This window comes from Wolbachia endosymbiont of Anurida maritima, from assembly GCF_042182995.1.
Lineage (GTDB): Bacteria > Pseudomonadota > Alphaproteobacteria > Rickettsiales > Anaplasmataceae > Wolbachia.
In genome coordinates, this window is the sequence record NZ_CP102058.1 from 475,643 (window position 1) to 495,332 (window position 19,690).

The following is a 19,690-nucleotide window of genomic DNA, read 5'->3' on the forward strand; positions in this document are numbered from 1 at the left end:
TTACATAGGATCTTTTAAACGCAATAGATAGACAGTAAAAACAAGTTCTAGTACTATCGCGGATAAAACAAGAACAGCTACACTAATTGTTTGACCATTGTAAACGTAGCTTGTTAAGCCAATAAAAATAGCTATAATAAAAGATCTAATGAACGCAACTGTAGAAGAAGCTGTGCCTTTAATTTCAGGGAAAACATTTATTGATGCGTTAAAAACTACTGGCTGGCACATTGCACAACCAATACAAAAAATGACCATAGATAGTGTTACTAAGTAGTAAGAGTGGGGCATAATTACACTGAATATTACAAGCAACAGAGATCCAATAGCAATCACGCCTGTACCAGAAATTACACACCATATCGNCTCTCCAAGCTTCTGCAAGATTTTGCCAATAAATAGACTGACGAGTGAGAAACACCCAACTATTGCACCTTGATGTAGTGCATAAATAGTGCTAGATAAACCAAAAGTTTCCATATACAAGAAAGGTCCACAAGTGATGAATGACATATATGCAGCAGAAAAGAGGCTTGACACCAAAGACAGCGCCACAAATCTTGAACTCGACAATAATTTTCTGTAATCTTTCATCATTTTTTTCAAACTGAAAATATCGCGGTCCTTCTTTGTTTCTGGTAACGCTAAAAGTAGTAAAATCCAAGAGATCAAACAAATTACTGCAACAGTTGCATAATTACCACGCCACCCTACAGCTTCGTTAATAAAGCTTCCTAAAATAGGTGCAATTGCCATGACAACTGTTAAAACAGAATTCATGATTCCAATAAATTTTACCGCTTCGTCGCCTTTGTAGCTGTCTGCAATGATTGCAAACACAACTACAGACGTGCTGACACCAATGCCCTGAACAAAGCGAGAAATTAAAAGCCAAAAAATCGACGGTGCAAAAACACAACCAGCAGCGCCGACGAGTAGCAAAGTGTTACCTATGATCATCATCCTTCTTCTGCCATAGCATTCAGACAATGGACCAAAAAACAACCCTCCTATGCACAAGCCTAGGAAATTATAAGCAATAGTTAATTGAATTGTGCCTTCTGATACGTTAAAATAGTGCACCATATCAGGAAAACTAGGTACGGAAATGTCAATTTCAATGAACTTAGCAATTAGAGATAGGATTAACAGAAATGGTAGTAACATTTGAGATTTTCAATTAATGAATAAAAATATCACATTTAAAGCGTTGAAAGAAGAACATTTTTTACTGTTATTAAAATGGTTAGAAACACCTCACGTAAAGCTATGGTGGGATGCGGATATAAATTGGACACCAGAGTTAATTGAGAAAAAATATAGCAATTATGTCAAAGGATTCAAACGTTTAAAACTTAAGACACAAATTATTGAAAAACCAATGCATGCATTCATTATTAATTGTGACGGAGTTGATATTGGTTATATTCAATACTATAACAAACATGATTTTCCACCTGAGCAGGGCTACGATACTTCTGAGCTTCCAGAAAGCTGTGCTGCTATAGACTGGTATATCGGAGAGCTGGATTATGTGGGCAAAGGCATTGGTCCACAAGCTTTGAATATATTTTTAAACGAATTTGTCTTTAAAGTTTCTGAAAATGCTTTTGTTGACCCAGATACAGCAAATGTTCGTGCAATCCGTGTTTACGAAAAAGTTGGATTTAAAAAAATTAGGGAAAGCAATGGTACAATCTTAATGATCAAGGCAAGAATTCCTGAGAACCACTCAAGATGAGTGTTTTTTCAACAGTCCGTCTAAATTGCTACAAGCAGTTTAATTTTTAGTAAATATGTCATTATTCAAAAATATGCAAGAAGCTTTATAGAAACTTAACATAATTTTATCATAAAAATGTCATTCTTAAGAGCATGTCTTCAAACTAAGTAGAAAGGAGTTAAGAAGTGTGTTATAAGATATATTTTAAATGTACCCAAGCGATATAAGTGACAAAGAATGGAAGATGATAGAGCAATATTTTGAACCTAAAAAGACCGGCAGACCAAGAAAACACAGTATCAGAACGATTATCGATGCAATAAGGTATGTGATGAGAACAGGCTGTCAATGGAGACAACTACCTAAGAATTTTCCACCATGGAAAACCGTGTATAGTTGTAATTCGCGTTTAAAAAAAGTGGAATATGGCAAGAAATTCATGATTTTCTAGTTAAAAAACTAAGAAAGATAATTGGTAAGAATGAAACTCCATCAGTAGGAATAATTGACAGTCAATCAGTAAAAACCACTCAAAAAGGGGATCCAGAGGATATGATGCTGGCAAGAAAGTAAAGGGTAGAAAACGCCACATCGTTGTAGATACTCTAGGTCTTGTAATTGCTGCTGAAGTACACAGTGCAAGCATTCAAGATCGTGATGGTGCACTAAATCTTTTTGTTCAAGCCAAATGCAAAGCTCCAACATTACGTAAGTTTTTTGCTGATCAAGGATATACAGGTAAATTGCAAAACCGCTGTTTATTGGAAACTGGATGTTTGTTGACGATTACCAAGAAAGTAGTTGATACAGGATTTCAGGTTATTCCTAAACGTTGGATTGTTGAGAGAACCTTTGCTTGGCTCTCCAATTTTAGACGTATGAGTAAGGATTATGAGCATTCTCCTCTCACTTCAAAAAATAACATCTTTTTTAATATGATCACTATTATGCTTCACAAATTAGCTCATTCTTGAGTTTGAAGACATGCTCTAAGTGAATCTTTTTTAATTAACTATGAGCTGGATAAATTGGAAAATAAATTTTGTTTACTTTTACAATATCCTAAGATCTAATATCATTTTATCAATCAAAAATATCACAATAGGCTAATATGTTCTTTACTCTTTTTCTAAAAATATTACCTATTTATATTACAATGTTTATTGGTTATTTAGCAGGAAAATGTCTTAAAATTGATAGAAACACTATATCTCAAATACTCTTTTATATAGCTAATCCAATAGTGATTTTATATGGAGTCTCTCATACAGAAGTTAATTTAAAAGTAATTTCTCTGCCGATTTTGGTATGGTTTATAGGTAGCACTATGTCCTTATCAGTGTATTATCTTTCTTCTTTTTTATTTAAGGATAACACGAGAAACATATTAGCATTTAGCTCGGGCAGCACAAGTATGGGTTATTTTGGTCTGCCGATTGCCATGGCTTTATTTGATGAAGATTCAGTATCTGTATATGTTGTTTGTTATATAGGAATGGCGCTATTTGAAAACAGCTTAGGATTTTACATAGCTGCAAATGGTATTTATACCGCAAAAGAATGCATATTAAAGTTGTTCAAACTTCCTTCGCTTTATGCGATGGTTCTGGGCTTCTTTTTAAGTATATACGATATACAAATACCTACTTTTTTAACAGATGTTATGATGAATATTAGAAGTACATTTGTCACATTAGGAATGGTGCTACTTGGAGTGAGCATTGCGAATATTACAAGCTTTAAAATAGATTGGAAGCTTGCTTTGATCACTATTACAGCAAAGTACGTATTCTGGCCACTGTTTGTTTTAGGAATTGTCCTTTTAGACAAGCATGTTATAGGTATATACGATGAGAGCATATATAAAGCACTGATGTTGCTGGCTATTATTCCAGTTTCTGGGTCCAGTATAATACTTGCTAATATTTTGAATTATCAACCAGATAAAGCTACTCTGTTGCTTCTAATCAGTACTGCAGTGGGACTGTTTTATGTTCCATTAATAATATCATTATTTTTTACTAAACTTGTTCCTTTTTGATCAAAAATTCAAGTGGTAGATAAAACTTGGATTTACACTAGACTGCTTGCATAACCACATGAAAGCCCACTCTTTTTTGTCATTCCAGCGCGTGACGCTGGGATCTAGTTCTTATTACCTGGTGTAAAGTTAAGTTTTCTGGATCCCAGTGTCTGGGCACTGGGATGACAGGAGAAGGAGGCGCTGGAATGACATCATAGGGGAACTGGAATGACGAGAAAGGAGCTACTCGAATGACAAAGGAGGGCAGTATCAATTACTGGGATGACGGAGGTAACGCAAGAAGTCTACTGCTATTCCACGTCAAGAACAACCATAAGTTCATTAGGGTTCACATAACCTAAAGCATTTTTTGCTTGCTCATCAAGCAGATCTAAATCTAAGCTTTTTTCATATAAGCCGAATACTTTGTTGTCCAACTTTTTCTTTTCAGAAGAGACATCCTTTAGCAAAAGTTTATTGTACTCGATTTCTTTTTTTAAGTCTATTAGCGTCAATAAGCCACGTTTACCTGTAATTGTGCTAATGCTGAAATATAATGTAAGAGAAGAAATGAGTAAGGCTGCGCTTAAACACAGTAACTTTTGCTTCTTTTTAGATATAAGCACCGTACTTTCACATACAAGAAATATATAACATGAAAAGGTGAGCAGAAAGCTAAGAACCTTGACGCGCTTTACACCTTGGCTTTACCTTATTTATAATGTAAATCTTACCACCCCTTTTCACAACTTTACAATTTTTATCTCTGTTGCGATGAGATTTTAGCGAACTTTTGACTTTCATATCTATAGTAAGAATTAAATTACCTTACATTATGATCACTTACAGAGAGTTAGTCAATTGATAAATTTTTCACATTTTATTAAAATATTGTATAATTGTTGCTGATACTTCTTCGATTGACTTTTGCGTAACATCAATAATTGGCCAGTTATTCTGCTTAAATAGTTCCTCTGCTTCTTTAATTTCCTTTTCTACTTTTTCAGGATCAGCATATATACTATTATCTTCGTTGTTAATTGAAGTAAGTCTATTTTTCCGTATTTCTATTAGCCTACTTACGTCTATTGTTACCCCTATTGTCAGTTTATTTTCTAATTTTGCTAAGTCGACATAAGAGGGTACCTCACTAACAAAAGGAATATTTGCAACCTTATAGCCTCGGTAAGCTAAATACATACTGGTGGGAGATTTTGATGTGCGTGAAACTCCAACCAAAATTATATCTGCTTTATCAATATCTTGAATATTTTGTCCATCATCATGATTAATAGTGTAGTTTATTGCCTCAATGCGCTGAAAATATTCGTTATTTATCTCAGTATGCAAGTCAAGCTTTTCGTCTTTTTCAATTTCAAGATAGGATGAAATTTCTCTAATAATATGTGATAATATTGCTCTATAGGGAATTTTCAACTTTATACAGTTATCTTTTAGATATTTTCTTAGCTCATCATCAGTAATAGTGCATATAACAAAATTATGCTCATCACTTTTCCTATTAATTTCCTCCAGAATTTTGTCAATCTGCTCTTCTCCTTTTACAAAAGACCAAACATATTCGATTGTTTCTATAGAACGAAAGTGTTTCAGAGCTGATTTTGCAACTGATATAACAGTTTCACCACTTGAATCTGATACTAAGTGTAGATTAAGCTTTTTAAGAGTCATATACTAAAAATAATAGTGTACATTTAAGCAATCAGCTATTGCTAACTTATCAATTACACATTGCTCGGGATTTCTCTTACATTATTACCTATTGAATTAACTTCACTTACATTTAATAAATTACTAGGAGAATCATCACTAAGACCTTTTTCATTGCACATTGTATACATATTGTAAACACAACATACAAATGATAATACAGATATTATAAATAATGTTGAGGTCATATAAGGTAATGTAAACCCATAAGAGGAAAGCATTATTATACCAAGAACTAAAGTAACAGACCCTACTATACTTGAAGCAACAGCTTTTTTTTGCTTTAGTGATATTTGTTTCATTTCTTTCTTTTAAGTTTGTAACTTTATTCTTCTCAGACTTAAGTTTTTCTTCTAATTCATTTCGAAAATTACGCAGACTTGAAACGTTTGTTTTTTCATCTTGAAGATGTTTTTCCAAATCTGAAATTCTTTTATTTTTATCTTGAGAGTTTTTTTCTAAATGTGAGATTTTTGTTTTTTCGTCTTGGAGATTGTTTTCCAAATCTAAAATAGTTTTATTCTGAGCTTGAAGACCTTTTTCTAAACCTAAAATCTCCTTGTCTTTGTCATTAAGAGTGCCACTTTCTATTGCACCTTTTTCTATTAGATATTCGCAAATGGAATCAGCACCTATATGAAGAGCATGATCTATGGCCTTTATCCCATGTTTCAATACATTAACATCTAGATTCAAATTTTCTATTACAAATTTAACTTGTTCAAGATCTCTATGATAAATAGCAGTAAATAATAATTCATTAAACGCTTCCTCAATTTCTTGATTACCTTGTGCTAAATCTAAAAAGGTTTTTCCTTCGTTATTCTCTACATTAGCTATTCCTAACTCACCTATTTTGTATTTTAAAAGTAATGGTATTAACGATGTAAGTTGATTTATTATAGCAAGATGCAAAGCTGTGTTTCTATCTTTATCAAAGCAATTAATATTAATTCTAAAATTTAAGAATCTTTTTGCTTGCCCTTCATCTTTTCTTGAAATAGCACTTAACAGAGCTCTTCCTGATCGTGCTTCTTCTATGTCTAAAAAATCACTATAAGCATCTCCAATATTATTTTTTAGATCAAAATTTACATTTGGGTGTGCATGTAAAATATCTACTATCCCAATATAATACTTATCATCTTTGGTATCATAGAGATGTAGAGCCGTATCACCTCTATCAATAGGAATTGGGGACAAAGAAATTATACGATTAATTTCTTTTAAACGTTCTTCAAGCACTCCTTTTTCTTTTGCATCATCCCGACGAGTGGTAAAATAATTAGGATTATATTGTCGGTTTACTTGCTTCAATGCATCTGAATAAATTTTACTCTCATAAGATTTTTTCTCTTCTTTAGTTAATGGAACTTTACTTCGAGCATTAATATCAATATCTTTATGCCACACAAGCAATTTAGCCATTTTTCTAATTATGACACCTTTACTACCATAGAGATACTCATGCACCATTTCATCATCACTCCTTACTGCTAGTTCTGCAGTATTAACAACGTGCATCAGCGGTGTATAACCTTGATCATTAAATGCATTAACGTCTGCACCATCACTTAAAGCTTGCTGAAATTTTTCTAAATCGAAGTTAGTGGTAGCATCAAATAGTTGTTTTGTTTGCTGAGTTAACATTTTTCACATCACACTTAAAATAATATTATATACTTTAACAAGTCTTTCGTCCATTGAAAATTACTCAGTTGATAAAACTCAAACTAATTGGTAAATTCTTAACACAATTATTCTCAAAACGAATGTTTTTATTAAAGCCTACAAATTTCTCTTCTTTTTCTAAGAAAGCTCTACCTTGGCTTGGGGTTATTTGTTTCGCATGTTTTTTAGTTGGAATGTTTTTGGCATTATTCTTCTCCCCAGAGGATTATAAACAAGGAGAAATTGTACGAATTATGTACATTCATGTGCCTTCTGCATGGCTTGCTCTTGGAATATATGGACTCATTGCATCACTCAGTTTCATTTCATTAGTGTGGAACAATAGCGTTGCTAGTGTCTTGGCACATGCTGCTGCTCCTGCAGGAACAGTCTTTTCTGCAATATGCTTAATCACAGGTAGCATCTGGGGAAAAGGAACCTGGGGCACTTGGTGGGTATGGGATGCAAGGCTTACTTCAATGCTGATTTTATTTTTCCTATATGTTGGCTACCTTTCATTGTGGAGCGCTTTTGATAATGAAGCGAGAGCAGAAAAATCAGCAGCAGTATTTGCCATTTTTAGTGCTATAAATATTCCCGTAGTAAAATTTTCTGTGAATTTATGGTCTACTCTCCACCAGCCTGCAAGCATTTTGAGAAAAGGTGGAATAGCAATAGAAAGTTCTTTACTGCTGCCACTCATTGTAATGTTTATGTTTTATGCCACATTTTTTTTAGTAGTGTGGATACTGTATTCGCTTTACTTAATTAATTTATATAAGATAAAGAGAGAAATTAGTGTGCGGTATTAGATGATCTTGCAATTTTATAGAAGAATATGCTAGAGAAAATTAAGCAAAATACCTTCGTTCACTTCAGATACCTGCCTGAAGCTGCAGGTTTTAATGTAAAAACAGACCAGAATCTTACGATAATTAACTGTGGACTTGGATCTTCAATGTTTAATATCGTTTGTGGTAACTGCTATACAGAAAAAGTTCAAAATATTGTAAACGAATTTGAAGGTCAGCCCTTTGCATGGTGGATGATTGAGTCAAAAATATTAAGCAGAAAATTGCTGGAGCACGGCTTCATCACCGAAACTGAAGAACGTGCTATGTTATGTGATCTAACTAATTTTGAAAGTAGCGCCAATCAACTCATCAAAATAGATCAGGTATTGAATCGAGATCGACTTGAGCATTTTATCAAAGTTCTTGAAACATATGATACAACGGCACGTAGCTTTTACGAAAAGCTCACAGAACCACTACTAAATCAACAAGAAAAATTGTTTGTTGGATATGAAAACGATATTCCCGTTGTAATTGCTATTCTTTTCATTTCTGGTGACACAGCCAGTATTTTTAGCTTGGTAACAGAGGAAAATAAAAGAGGGCTTGGGTATGTNGGCACTGAAATGATGATCCACCTTATGGATACTGCTAGAAAAATCGGTACAAGGTACGCAACTCTCTCTGCATCAAGTGACTCAGGATATCGAATCTATGAACGCTTGGGATTTCTTACATTTGGTCAATTTGAGTGCTTTGAATGGAGGAGCTAAAGGTGAAAATTGACCACACTATATCTCCAAATAGTAAAGACATTGAATATTTGTCTAGAAAAATCAATGAAGAAACCGCTGATAAAGGTACGTGTAACCCATTTGCTTTTTTTATTCGCGATGATACTGAACAAATTATTGCAGGCTGTAGTGGTTCTGTGATATATGGATCAATTTATACTGATCTACTTTGGGTACATTCTGATTATAGAAGAAAAGGTATGGGAAAGCAGCTAATGGAAGAAGTTCATGATTATGGTCGAAAAGTGCACTGCAAAATAGCAACTGTTGCAACCATGAATTTTCAAAGAGCAAGAGCATTTTATGAAAAACTTGGGTATGAGTGTGATCTTGTACGTTCAGGGTATGTTGATGGAGCGACATGCATGTTTTTGAAGAAAGTGTTGTGAGATGCACTGTAAAATAGCAACTGTTGTAACCATGAACTCTAAAATATTTAAAGAGCCTACTAGTATCTTTAATGTAAGTGTTCATGTGATTCCACAGATAATCTCTGTTCTTTTATTTTATCTGTCCATTTATCATTTTCTATATCTTGTTTGTTGGTTGCTCTTTTTTCTTGCTCAACAATTGCCTTATCTACCTTCTGATGAATTGCATCAATTGCATTAATCGCACTTTTTTTNNCGTATACTTCTCTTTTTCCTTCAATGATTAAATTGGTAAAAATATTTACAACAAACTGCACTTGATTATGATTAACCTGACCTTTTATCAAAGAAGGTAAAGAGCCTAATTCCATTACATGTTGACCTATGTTATTATCTATGCCTTCTGTATGCATTAACATTTCATCATCAAACTCTTTCAATACTTCTGATGCTGTTTTACCTTGAAAGGAAAGCCATAAATTATCTGCTACTTCACTTATTAATAACTCTCTGTTTTCTTTATTATCTTCCAATTTAGCATAATCACTCAATAGATCCATAACTGTAGATAATCTGACCTCAACAAGATCATTAACATCCATCTTCTAGAGCAAGTCTTAACCCCAAGAACCTCTCTCTGAGATTTTCGCTTAAAAGATTGATAAATTCTTCATTTGCATCTGATCCTGTGGTTGATATTGTACCATCTAAATAATTACTTTGAGCACCGAAGTTACGCTCTATTTGTATTCTTGTCTCAGATTTAAATCCTAATTTTGCACAGAATTTCTGAAAATATTCTTTAATAATGTCAAACAAGCTCTTGCCATTATCTTTATAGTTTTTCAACTCTTCAGGAATAGTAAGTGACAATTTACCATCTCTGTATGTTACAAAGTCTTCACCATTGTGAGATTCAATTGTAAATTCCAATGAACTAGACAGATTACATATCTTATCGCCATGCATAACTTGATTTTTAACAGAGAGTATTGGTAGCCTCATATCAGATCTAATTCTCACATTATTTTGGTTAGCACAATCAATGTTTATTACTTTTTTAGGATTTTCTACTATGAACGACTGTCCAAGTGCAAGTTGGGTTTGTATAAATGGAGCAGCCTCATACCCTGCTTGATTACAATTGGTGACTAGCTCTTCTAAAATAGCATCACTTGGAACTTCTGCTTCAGCATATTTAAACATTTCTTTAAAAACTTCCTTTACAAATGGACGATAATTTTTTTCTCCCTTCTTTAGTAGTAAGTAATTATGTTCCTTTCCTACATTGTAAAATCTCTCAAATTCTTTTTTGTATGTATCGGTTTTTTGATGATCAGCAATGTCGGGATTATTGCAGTGGTTTTCCCAAATTTCAGGTAATCTATTCTGATTAAGCTCTTTCAACACTGAGTCAACAAAGGCTCTGCCCTGATCTGTATCTATTTCTCTCTTTTTTTCGCTCTCAGGATTATAGATGTCGTCTTTTTTACTGAAAAGCTCGCTTTTGTAATCCTGAGCTCCTTCTCTCAGTGTAACAAGAAGATTTTTATCTATTTCTTTTCCGTTAATAATAAAATTCATCCTTTGAAAATCTAAGAACATTGTTTCACCGGAATTCGCTAATTTATTATCTTGATTTGCTCTTAATTTACTAAAATTGAATTCTTTAGCTGTGGTCTTTAATCTAACTACTGGACTCTTCTTTGCCTCTTTCATAATTAACACCTTACTATAAATATGCTGTAAGTTGTATCATATAATGATGAATAATTTGATAATATATTAAAAAAATCGATAGTATATTTCTTTATTTAAGAGGTGTAGGAAAGGCGTAGATTTCTCTTTCCATTTGTAGCGTACTGCATTAATATTTATGTATTAATCTAGAAAATAATGATGAATAATATTGTAATTGTTGGTCTGCAATGGGGTGACGAAGGCAAGGGTAAAATGGTAGATTATCTTTCTGAAAATGCAGATGCAGTTGTGAGATTTCAGGGAGGAAACAATGCAGGGCACACTATAGTAATAGATGATGAGGTTTATAAATTAAATTTACTGCCCTCTGCTGTTTTGAGGCCAGGCAAAATATCTATTATAGGAAACGGTGTTGCTCTTGATTCGCATGCTCTAGTCTCAGAAATAGAGTCATTGAAAGTTAAAGGAGTGGACATAAACTATAACAACTTGATGGTATCCGAGAGCTGTCCATTAATACTTAGCGTACATAAGGACAAGGAAAAGCTATTTGAAGACTTAAACGGAAATCGCAAAATTGGTACAACAAATAAAGGGATAGGACCATGTTATGAAGATAAAGTTGGAAGGAGAGCTATACGCCTTTGTGACTTAGAAAACGCAGATGAGCTCAATAAAAGGGTGGATACTCTTTTGAATTACCATAATGCTATCAGGAAAGGCCTTAACTACCAGGTGGTTAAAAAAGAAGAAATATTAAAGGAAATTCAAGAGATTTCAGAAAAAATTCTTTCATATAAAAAACCTGTGTGGAAGATATTAAATGACTTTATGAAAGAAGGTAAGAAAATAATATTTGAAGGCGCCCAAGGCACATTTTTAGATATTGACCACGGAACTTACCCTTTTGTTACTTCAAGTAATACTGTAGCGTCGCAAGCAATAACAGGCTCAGGATTAGCCTCCAATGCTCACATTATTGGTGTGGCAAAAGCTTATACAACCAGAGTGGGCAATGGTCCATTCCCTACTGAGCAAAAGAACGAAGTGGGGGATAGCTTATTTACTATAGGCAAGGAACTTGGAACAGTGAGCAATAGAAGAAGGCGCTGCGGATGGTTTGATGCAGTTTTAGTGTGCCAGGCTATTCAACTCTCTGGAGTTTCAAGTGTTGTATTAACCAAATTAGATGTTCTTGATTCTTTTGATACAATTAAAATATGCACTGGTTACAAGTATAGCGGAAAAATGTATGATTATTTACCCGCATCACATTCAATACAAGAGGAATTAGAGCCAATATATGAAGAGTTTCCTGGCTGGAAAGAAAACACTCAAGGGAAAAGGTCGATTGAAGCATTACCTATCAATTTAATAAAATATATAGACAGGTTAGAAAAATTAATAGGTGTACCAATTCATCTAATCTCAACTAGTCCAAAGAGAGAGGATGTTATTNNAAGCTTAAAGATTTCTGAAAACGTCTTTGTATCTTATTAACTTTTATCCAATAAAAAAAATACTTGCATAACTTCGAATACTAAGTATATCATATAAGATATTATTGTAAACTTATAGTGAGTAGTGTACAATGAGAGGCAAAAAATCAAGCTCAACATTTGCAGTTATTTTTAACACAGCTAAGTTAATCATAAAAGTTGGTGTAGAACGAACTTTAATAGCCTGATTGTTTTTAAAAAATATATTATACTAATTAGTATAATATGAATGTAGTGAAGGAGGTGTGTTATGCTAGTGGATGTTTTGACGCAGAAAAAAGAGTTGTTCTTAGCAAAGCTGAAAGAGAAAAGCAACTTCGCTGCTCTAAGAGATCAAGATGAGTGGGAATTTCGTCATCTGTTAAGTCTCTTAACAGATGACGAGGATTTTAAACAAATTTGTATAGATAAAGCAGCAACAGAATCTGCCGGTAAGAGCTTTAAGGAAGATATAGATAAATGTATAGAGTTGGCAGAGCANGGGAAAAAAACTGCAAGTAAGTATTTTAAGAAGGGAGTAAAGCTTCAAGCTTACTATACAAAAATTAACAACGCTGATAGAGTTTTGAATATTAACCTTATTCATTACGATAAGAGTGAACCAATCAGGATTAGTGATATTTTACAGCAAGAGAAAGATATTAAAGAGCTGAATATCTATTGCAATAAAAAACATGAAATACACGCTCATCGAGAAGGTAAGAAAAGACATTATAAATTTAAAGAGGGCGCAGATTATGAAATGACAAGCACTTGGCCTGTAAAGGATGAGTTCGGGAATGTTTCAATTTGTACTATGATTATGAATATAAGTAGCAATGGCATAACTGAAATACTAAAANNTTTAATGATAAAGATTTTGTGCTATCGGAGGAGATCTTAGAATTAATAAAGCAAAATGATGAATTATACATTCAAGGTCTTTCCTTATATGATGCTGTACTAGAAAAGGGTAAGGCTATGGCACCGCTTGATGTTATACCTGCTGCTAATAATAATTTGCAAAATGAATCTATAGTGGCCTATCAAGACAAAGAACCAGAGGAGAAATTAGATCCTAAAGTTGATGCTGACAATAGCCTTCCTCCTCCTCCTTCTATTAATAGCAATGCATTAATTCAAACAGAAGTCAATTTACAGCACACTGAAACTCAACCAGAAGTTGCTTCACAACACATTGGAATCCAAACAGAAATTAACTCACAACAAATAACCGATTTACAAAACGAGCTTGGAAGAGCTAAGCAGACAATTGTAGAGTTGGAGAAACAAAATAGCGATTTACAAAGTGAGTCTGAAAAAGCTAAGCAGACAATTGAAAAGTTAGAGAGGCAGAATAGCGATTTACGGAACAGGTTTGAAAAAGAAGAGCAAAAAAACACGAGATTACAAACTGAACTGGCACAAAAAGATGAAGAGTCAACAAGCGCGTTAGCAGAGCTGCGAGAGAAAGTGCACGAGCTGAAAGTTGTCAATGCAGAGGAGGAAGAGTTAAAAAGTGAATTAACGGAATCGAAAAAAGAACTAAATCATGTGCGGGAAGAAAATTCTAATTTAGAGGACAAGCGTGACTCTTTAGAACAATTGAATAAGAAGATGAATGGAAACCAAGAACAGCTTTCAAAACAAGTATTAGATCTGCAAAAAGAATTATCATGCTCGGAAGAGGCAATCCAAGAATTAACCAATAAGTTAAAAAGTGCTGAAGTAGAAAAAAAGAAGTGAATCAGGAACTTACAGAAGCTGAGCAAAGAATTGAAGCATTAGAAAAACAGACTAGTGAGTTAAAAGATAAACTTGAAAAAAAGGAGCGAGGATTCGAGGTAGAAATAAATGCAATGTGCAAGGAGTTCAAAGAAAACCTGGAGAGAAAGGAGGAAGAATTTAAAAGTGTGTATGAAGAAAAAAGAGAGCTAGAGGCAAAGCTGAAAATTGTTAATGCAGAAAAGGAGAGTTTGGAAAAAGAGCTAAATCAAGCACGAGAATATGTGGAACAGATAATGGTTGAAAAATACCAAAGGGAAAAGTGCTTGAAGGATCAGCTAAGAAAATTAGATCAGGGATATGAGGTACGGCAGGAATCTTATGAACAAGAGATAAGCGGACTAAAATGGGAAGTTGAAGAGTTAAAAAACGAGCTAAAGCGTGAGAAGGAAGCGTACAAACAATATTATTTATTATTAGAAAAAGAAAATGAAGGGGGTGATGAATTGGTAGAAATGCTTGATAAATTGTCAAAAATAATAGGTGAAACGGTAGATAAACCGTGCAGTAATATAACAGAACACTTAAGTCGAGTAGAAACGAAAGAGCTTATTGTAAACAAATTGACTTCAATGAAGCATAAGCTGACGGGGAATGTTTCTAATGAACCTGATAATGTTCCACCAAAGAAGAGAAAATTATCCAGATCTTTAAGCGTTGATAGTGGATTTGATAACAATGAGGAGAACTGTGGTGATTGTAGTTCAGTTCTAGTTATAAAGTCCGTAAGTCCTACCGAGGACAGAAAGGAAGTAACTCGCCTTCTCTCTGTTAGAAATTGATTGCCATAAAGCTCGGTTAGGTTGGAGAAAGTGAAAAATGCAGGTTCAAAAGCATTATTGTGAAGATGATTGGGGTTAAGTTGCAACTTAAGTGGGGCGCAAAAGGTCTTTTGTGTTGATAATAATTTAAAATCTATAGTAGACTGAAAAAGATTATTAAATTATAATATAACATATGATAAAAGACGAGAAATCGAAAACAATTTTTGAAGTGGAAGGGGCAGTAACTGCTTTACTACCTGCAGCAGAATTTAGAGTAAAACTAGACAATGAACATGAGATTATCTGTCATGTATCAGGGAAAGTGAGAAGAAGTAAAATACGCATCATTATAGGGGATAGGGTGTTAGTTGAGATGAGCATTTACGATAGAAATGCGNNAAAAGGTCGGATCACTAGAAGGCTTAAGGGTACAAGTGACAGAACGATCTCTAAATAATCTTATTCTTGCTTCATCATCGAAAAGGCGTATAGCTTTACTAAAACAAATAAATATTGAGCCAGGCTTAGTTTTGCCAGCAGATATAGACGAAACTCCTTTAAAAAAGGAACTTCCGAAGGATTACTCAATCCGTATGGCAAAAAGTAAAGCTGAGAAAATACAAAGTTCAAATCCAAATTACTTTGTGCTTGGTGTTGATACAGTTGTTGCTTGTGGTAGAAGAGTATTGCTTAAAGCTGAAAACGTTGAGCAAGCAGAAAAATGCATCCGCTTGTTATCAGGAAGAAGGCATAGAGTATACACCAGTGTGTGTCTATTAACTCCCGATCAATCTAAACAGCATATTAGAACTGTGGTTACAATAGTGAAATTTAAACGTCTCAGTGAACAAGAAATTAAGTATTATTTAGCATCAGAAGAGTGGAAAAATAGGGCAGGGGGATGCAATATACAAGGCCTTGCTGGAATGTTCGTATTGTTCTTACGCGGCTCCTACTCTTCCGTTATAGGGTTACCATTACATGAAACCTATTATTTGCTAAGCAATTATTTTAACCTCAATTGGGAATGTTCAAAAAAGCATGTGCGTCAAGTTAAGGGAAAATGAGCAAATTTAGTGCACTCAAAGTTTATATTCTTGTTTTTCTGTATTTGTCTTTTAAGGAAAATTTTGACCAGGTTGAGGTGAGTTTTTTGAGGAAAATTTGTACCTTACTGACGTAATATAGAGCTCAATAAGATGTGTATTCATTTTGAATTATAGGTAAACCTTAGCTGTAGAATATGGATCAGAAGTGACAAAGCCTAAAAAAGGGCCTAATATAATACAAAAAGCTTTATGAAGATCAGAATTGGAGTAATAGGCTGCTTAGGCAGAATGGGCAAGAAAATACTCAATGAATTAATTACAAATACCAAAGTGGAAATAGCAGGTGCTGTTGCCCGTTCGGGCAGTAAGTACATAGGCTTAGATATTGGACCAATTATAGGCTACAGTTCCAATCTAGAAACTAAAGTTACAAGTTCTATTAGTGGCATATTTGAGTCATCTGACGTTGTAATAGATTTTACAACTAAAGAATGTATGTTAGACTGCCTTAAAGCAGCTGTAAAATTTAAAACACCGCTGGTTAGTGGCACAACTGGAATAGAAGGTGTCGATTTGAAAGAATATACTGCTGAAGTTCCAATATTATGGTCAGCAAATATGAGTGTTGGAGTTAATGTGTTGCTGAAACTGGTAAAAAAAGCTGCTGAGCTTTTAGGTAATGAATATGACGCTGAAATTTTGGAAATGCACCATAACTTAAAAAAGGATTCACCATCTGGAACAGCTATAGAACTTGGTAAAACAATTGCTAACGCTTCAAAAGTGGATTTTCAGTCCAATCAATATTTACATAGTGGTTCAAACATAAGGAAAAAGGGGGGAATAGGTTTTGCAGTATCTCGTGGAGGTGGAGTAATAGGAGATCACAGCGTGATGTTTGTTAATTCTGATGAACGGATAGAACTAAACCACAAAGCAATTGATCGCACAACATTTGCTAGAGGAGCTGTTCAAGCAGCAGTATGGCTATACGAAAATAAAAGAGAAATTCCGGGGCTCTATTCAATGCAGGATGTGATATGAGCGATACACGTGCCTCTGTTAAAGATTTAAATCTCTGGTACGGCTCTAAGCAAGTTTTATTCGATATAAATTTGAATATTTATAAAAGAAAAGTTACTACTTTTATCGGACCATCCGGGTGCGGTAAATCAACATTTTTGCGTTGTTTTAATCGTATGAATGATTATGTACCTGGATGCAAAATTGTTGGTGAATTAGATATCGATGGGCTGGGTGATATATATTCACGCGATATGGATGTTGTGCTACTCAGAGCAAAAGTTGGCATGGTATTTCAAAAGCCAAATCCTTTTCCAAAATCAATATATAATAATGTTGCTTATGGGCCAAAATTGCATGGTATGGCGAAGGATAAGCAAAAATTGAATGAGATGGTGGAAAATAGTTTAACCAAGGTTGGTTTATGGGAAGAATTGAAGGACAGATTGCAGGATAGCGCACTCAATTTATCCGGTGGCCAACAACAGAGGCTATGCATCGCTCGCGCAATTGCAGTGAAGCCAACTATTTTATTAATGGATGAACCGTGCTCTGCTCTTGATCCAAAGGCAACCAATGCAATCGAAAATCTTATACAAGAGCTGAAATTAAGATTTACTATAATTATGGTGACTCATTCAATGAAGCAAGCTAAAAAGTTATCTGATAGTGTAATTTTCTTTCATAATGGCAGAATTGTTGAGTCTGGAAGCACTCAAGAAATATTCGAAAATGCTCAATCTCCCTTAACAAAGGAGTATATCCTGGATCATTAGGTTTCTGCAATCAAAATAGCTTGGCTACCTTAAAAAATGTATCCGTATGCTGTATCTGTCGTGGGAATGTTCAAAAAAGGTATCCGTTCAGCAGAGTGGTTTAAGAGACAATAGATAAGAGGTTTTGGAAAGGCCTTTTGTTTCCAAGTTAAGTATAATGAAATTATCCGTTCGAGGAATGTGTTTCCTAGTTCTGATTGTGTAAAATACGAATTTTTGCGGTAAACGACATAATGCCGAATTTGCCGTTCAGCATGGTTGTTTGTCAGCGGCTGGGTCATCTAAAAAATTCCACATCATTCTTTCAGAGCATGTCTTCAAACTCAAGAATGAGCTAATTTGTGAAGCATAATAGTGATCATATTAAAAAAGATGTTATTTTTTGAAGTGAGAGGAGAATGCTCATAATCCTTACTCATACGTCTAAAATTGGAGAGCCAAGCAAAGGTTCTCTCAACAATCCAACGTTTAGGAATAACCTGAAATCCTGTATCAACTACTTTCTTGGTAATCGTCAACAAACATCCAGTTTCCAATAAACAGCGGTTTTGCAATTTACCTGTATATCCTTGATCAGCAAAAAACTTACGTAATGTTGGAGCTTTGCATTTGGCTTGAACAAAAAGATTTAGTGCACCATCACGATCTTGAATGCTTGCACTGTGTACTTCAGCAGCAATTACAAGACCTAGAGTATCTACAACGATGTGGCGTTTTCTACCCTTTACTTTCTTGCCAGCATCATATCCTCNTGGATCCCCTTTTTGAGTGGTTTTTACTGATTGACTGTCAATTATTCCTACTGATGGAGTTTCATTCTTACCAATTATCTTTCTTAGTTTTTTAACTAGAAAATCATGAATTTCTTGCCATATTCCACTTTTTTTTAAACGCGAATTACAACTATACACGGTTTTCCATGGTGGAAAATTCTTAGGTAGTTGTCTCCATTGACAGCCTGTTCTCATCACATACCTTATTGCATCGATAATCGTTCTGATACTGTGTTTTCTTGGTCTGCCGGTCTTTTTAGGTTCAAAATATTGCTCTATCATCTTCCATTCTTTGTCACTTATATCGCTTGGGTACATTTAAAATATATCTTATAACACACTTCTTAACTCCTTTCTACTTAGTTTGAAGACATGCTCTTTAGACCCAACTTCTCGATTCATATGAGCAGCTTGAACGCTAACATCTCTATTAACATCAATTCTTGTTGTAGTTTCAGATGATAGCTCGTTACTGTCTTTATTATGTTGCACCTCATTCACTTTTCCTTTTTCCCTGAATTCTATTTCATGCAAGAATAAACCACCTATTTTTACATCTTGATTCGCTTCTAACCGTTCTAGAGAAAAATCATCACCTTTAACAAGTTCTACACCGTTAGCATCAATCTTAATTTTGATCTTGCATTCTTCCCCTTTCGCATACCATTTCAGAGTCATTTCATATGAACCATCGGTTACGACATAATGTCTTATTTTTTCCCTTCTTCCTCGGCAACAAAACCATGCATTCCGCTCTTTCCATCACTATGCAATGTTGAAAATCCCGAGATTCCATTCTTCTCACAAAAATCACTATTTAAAAATTCGCTGATTTTAAACTCTTTTTTGTTGTCTCCCAGCGTAATAATTGCGTGATTACCGTATATTGAAACTCCTGCAACATCATCAACATACTCTTTCAACCTTTCTTTAACTTCACTTTCAAGGTCTTGTCCAGCTTTCTTTGTCTTGTCGCATTCCTGAAGAATAACTCCATATGCTTTATTTTTGTTTTCTTCTTCGTCCCAATTCCAGTTGGCGTGTTTTGTTAAAAACTTTACTGTGTTAAAATCAACTCTAGCATTATAAATTGGGTCGTCTTCCTTTTTTATTTTATCAAATAAAGGAAAAATTTCTTGAATGCGCTCGTTATAAATGTGTTCTTGTTGTGTATCGTTAGTGTTCATATACCCCTCACTAATAACCCTCTGCCTTTAGTTCTAGCTAATACTAG

General features: G+C 34.3%; 23 protein-coding genes and 1 pseudogene. 14 read left to right on the forward strand and 10 right to left on the reverse strand.

The genetic code is table 11. The features are described from left to right. A complete protein-coding gene (locus NOX90_RS02655; RefSeq protein ID WP_375604415.1) occupies window positions 1-1,167 on the reverse strand; it encodes a multidrug effflux MFS transporter in 1,167 nt (388 codons plus the stop codon). A 16-nt stretch (window positions 1,168-1,183) separates the two neighbouring features. Here NOX90_RS02655 and NOX90_RS02660 point away from each other — a divergent pair, with 16 nt between their 5' ends. The 4 genes from NOX90_RS02660 (at window position 1,184) to NOX90_RS02675 (ending at window position 3,764) form a co-directional block, all read left to right on the forward strand. Then, window positions 1,184-1,741 carry a GNAT family N-acetyltransferase gene (locus tag NOX90_RS02660; protein WP_375604416.1) on the forward strand — a complete coding sequence of 186 codons (558 nt, stop codon included), beginning with the start codon at window positions 1,184-1,186 and terminating at the stop codon, window positions 1,739-1,741. Between the two features lie 190 nt (window positions 1,742-1,931). Further along, window positions 1,932-2,174, forward strand: coding sequence for a transposase (locus NOX90_RS02665; protein WP_375603621.1), 243 nt, complete (start codon window positions 1,932-1,934; stop codon window positions 2,172-2,174). A 64-nt stretch (window positions 2,175-2,238) separates the two neighbouring features. Further along, window positions 2,239-2,697 (forward strand): transposase, encoded by a 459-nt coding sequence (locus NOX90_RS02670; protein ID WP_375604575.1) that lies wholly within the window; start codon window positions 2,239-2,241, stop codon window positions 2,695-2,697. Window positions 2,698-2,834: 137 nt separating this feature from the next. Then, a complete protein-coding gene (locus NOX90_RS02675; RefSeq protein WP_375604417.1) occupies window positions 2,835-3,764 on the forward strand; it encodes an AEC family transporter in 930 nt (309 codons plus the stop codon). Between the two features lie 293 nt (window positions 3,765-4,057). Here NOX90_RS02675 and NOX90_RS02685 read toward each other — a convergent pair whose 3' ends face one another. The 4 genes from NOX90_RS02685 to NOX90_RS02700 all read right to left on the reverse strand — a co-directional run bounded on the left by NOX90_RS02685 (window position 4,058) and on the right by NOX90_RS02700 (window position 7,127). After that, window positions 4,058-4,372 (reverse strand): FtsB family cell division protein, encoded by a 315-nt coding sequence (locus tag NOX90_RS02685; RefSeq protein ID WP_064125499.1) that lies wholly within the window; start codon window positions 4,370-4,372, stop codon window positions 4,058-4,060. 49 nt (window positions 4,373-4,421) lie between these two features. After that, window positions 4,422-4,550, reverse strand: a complete 129-nt coding sequence (ykgO, locus tag NOX90_RS02690; RefSeq protein ID WP_250296744.1) for a type B 50S ribosomal protein L36 — start codon at window positions 4,548-4,550, stop codon at window positions 4,422-4,424. A gap of 69 nt (window positions 4,551-4,619) precedes the next feature. Next, on the reverse strand, window positions 4,620-5,438 hold the full coding sequence (locus NOX90_RS02695) for a pyruvate, water dikinase regulatory protein (RefSeq protein WP_375604419.1): 819 nt from the start codon (window positions 5,436-5,438) through the stop codon (window positions 4,620-4,622). A gap of 150 nt (window positions 5,439-5,588) precedes the next feature. Continuing rightward, entirely contained in the window at window positions 5,589-7,127 is a 1,539-nt protein-coding gene (locus NOX90_RS02700) for a hypothetical protein (RefSeq protein ID WP_375604420.1), read from the reverse strand. A gap of 122 nt (window positions 7,128-7,249) precedes the next feature. Between NOX90_RS02700 and ccmC the strand changes: the two genes are divergently transcribed. From ccmC to NOX90_RS02715, 3 genes are all read left to right on the forward strand, one after another. Then, a complete protein-coding gene (gene ccmC, locus NOX90_RS02705) occupies window positions 7,250-7,960 on the forward strand; it encodes a heme ABC transporter permease CcmC (protein ID WP_375604421.1) in 711 nt (236 codons plus the stop codon). Window positions 7,961-7,986: 26 nt separating this feature from the next. Beyond that, the gene (locus NOX90_RS02710) at window positions 7,987-8,715 is read left to right on the forward strand and encodes a GNAT family N-acetyltransferase (RefSeq protein ID WP_375604422.1); all 729 of its coding nucleotides are present in this window, start codon (window positions 7,987-7,989) and stop codon (window positions 8,713-8,715) included. Continuing rightward, window positions 8,703-9,125, forward strand: a complete 423-nt coding sequence (locus NOX90_RS02715) for a GNAT family N-acetyltransferase (protein WP_375604423.1) — start codon at window positions 8,703-8,705, stop codon at window positions 9,123-9,125. Before NOX90_RS02710 ends, NOX90_RS02715 begins: the two co-directional genes overlap by 13 nt. A 573-nt stretch (window positions 9,126-9,698) precedes the next feature. On the opposite strand, the gene NOX90_RS02720 is transcribed toward NOX90_RS02715, so the two are convergent. Then, complete coding sequence (locus NOX90_RS02720) at window positions 9,699-10,826, reverse strand: hypothetical protein (RefSeq protein WP_375604424.1); 1,128 nt, start codon at window positions 10,824-10,826, stop codon at window positions 9,699-9,701. Between the two features lie 180 nt (window positions 10,827-11,006). Here NOX90_RS02720 and NOX90_RS02725 point away from each other — a divergent pair, with 180 nt between their 5' ends. The 7 genes from NOX90_RS02725 (at window position 11,007) to pstB (ending at window position 17,683) form a co-directional block, all read left to right on the forward strand. After that, window positions 11,007-12,308: an adenylosuccinate synthase gene (locus NOX90_RS02725; RefSeq protein ID WP_375604425.1), complete on the forward strand. Its 1,302-nt coding sequence runs from the start codon at window positions 11,007-11,009 to the stop codon at window positions 12,306-12,308. Between the two features lie 860 nt (window positions 12,309-13,168). Further along, complete coding sequence (locus NOX90_RS02730; protein WP_375604426.1) at window positions 13,169-14,032, forward strand: hypothetical protein; 864 nt, start codon at window positions 13,169-13,171, stop codon at window positions 14,030-14,032. Further along, a complete protein-coding gene (locus tag NOX90_RS02735; RefSeq protein WP_375604427.1) occupies window positions 14,029-14,853 on the forward strand; it encodes a hypothetical protein in 825 nt (274 codons plus the stop codon). The genes NOX90_RS02730 and NOX90_RS02735 overlap by 4 nt, the downstream gene beginning before the upstream one ends. Before the next feature lie 175 nt (window positions 14,854-15,028). Then, complete coding sequence (infA, locus tag NOX90_RS02740; RefSeq protein ID WP_375604428.1) at window positions 15,029-15,292, forward strand: translation initiation factor IF-1; 264 nt, start codon at window positions 15,029-15,031, stop codon at window positions 15,290-15,292. Next, window positions 15,270-15,902, forward strand: a complete 633-nt coding sequence (locus NOX90_RS02745) for a Maf family nucleotide pyrophosphatase (RefSeq protein ID WP_375604429.1) — start codon at window positions 15,270-15,272, stop codon at window positions 15,900-15,902. The genes infA and NOX90_RS02745 overlap by 23 nt, the downstream gene beginning before the upstream one ends. 231 nt (window positions 15,903-16,133) lie before the next feature. Next, window positions 16,134-16,928, forward strand: coding sequence for a 4-hydroxy-tetrahydrodipicolinate reductase (gene dapB / locus NOX90_RS02750; protein ID WP_375604430.1), 795 nt, complete (start codon window positions 16,134-16,136; stop codon window positions 16,926-16,928). Next, the gene (pstB, locus tag NOX90_RS02755; protein WP_375604431.1) at window positions 16,925-17,683 is read left to right on the forward strand and encodes a phosphate ABC transporter ATP-binding protein PstB; all 759 of its coding nucleotides are present in this window, start codon (window positions 16,925-16,927) and stop codon (window positions 17,681-17,683) included. Before dapB ends, pstB begins: the two co-directional genes overlap by 4 nt. Before the next feature lie 100 nt (window positions 17,684-17,783). Here pstB and NOX90_RS02760 read toward each other — a convergent pair. The 4 genes and pseudogenes from NOX90_RS02760 to NOX90_RS02775 form a co-directional block, all read right to left on the reverse strand. Continuing rightward, window positions 17,784-17,992: pseudogene (locus tag NOX90_RS02760) on the reverse strand (IS66 family transposase); the annotation flags it as partial. A gap of 14 nt (window positions 17,993-18,006) precedes the next feature. Beyond that, the gene (locus NOX90_RS02765; protein WP_375604432.1) at window positions 18,007-18,774 is read right to left on the reverse strand and encodes an IS5 family transposase; all 768 of its coding nucleotides are present in this window, start codon (window positions 18,772-18,774) and stop codon (window positions 18,007-18,009) included. Between the two features lie 12 nt (window positions 18,775-18,786). Next, window positions 18,787-19,134 (reverse strand): hypothetical protein, encoded by a 348-nt coding sequence (locus NOX90_RS02770; protein WP_375604433.1) that lies wholly within the window; start codon window positions 19,132-19,134, stop codon window positions 18,787-18,789. 32 nt (window positions 19,135-19,166) lie between these two features. After that, window positions 19,167-19,643 (reverse strand): hypothetical protein, encoded by a 477-nt coding sequence (locus NOX90_RS02775; protein WP_375604434.1) that lies wholly within the window; start codon window positions 19,641-19,643, stop codon window positions 19,167-19,169. Window positions 19,644-19,690 lie beyond the last annotated feature (47 nt).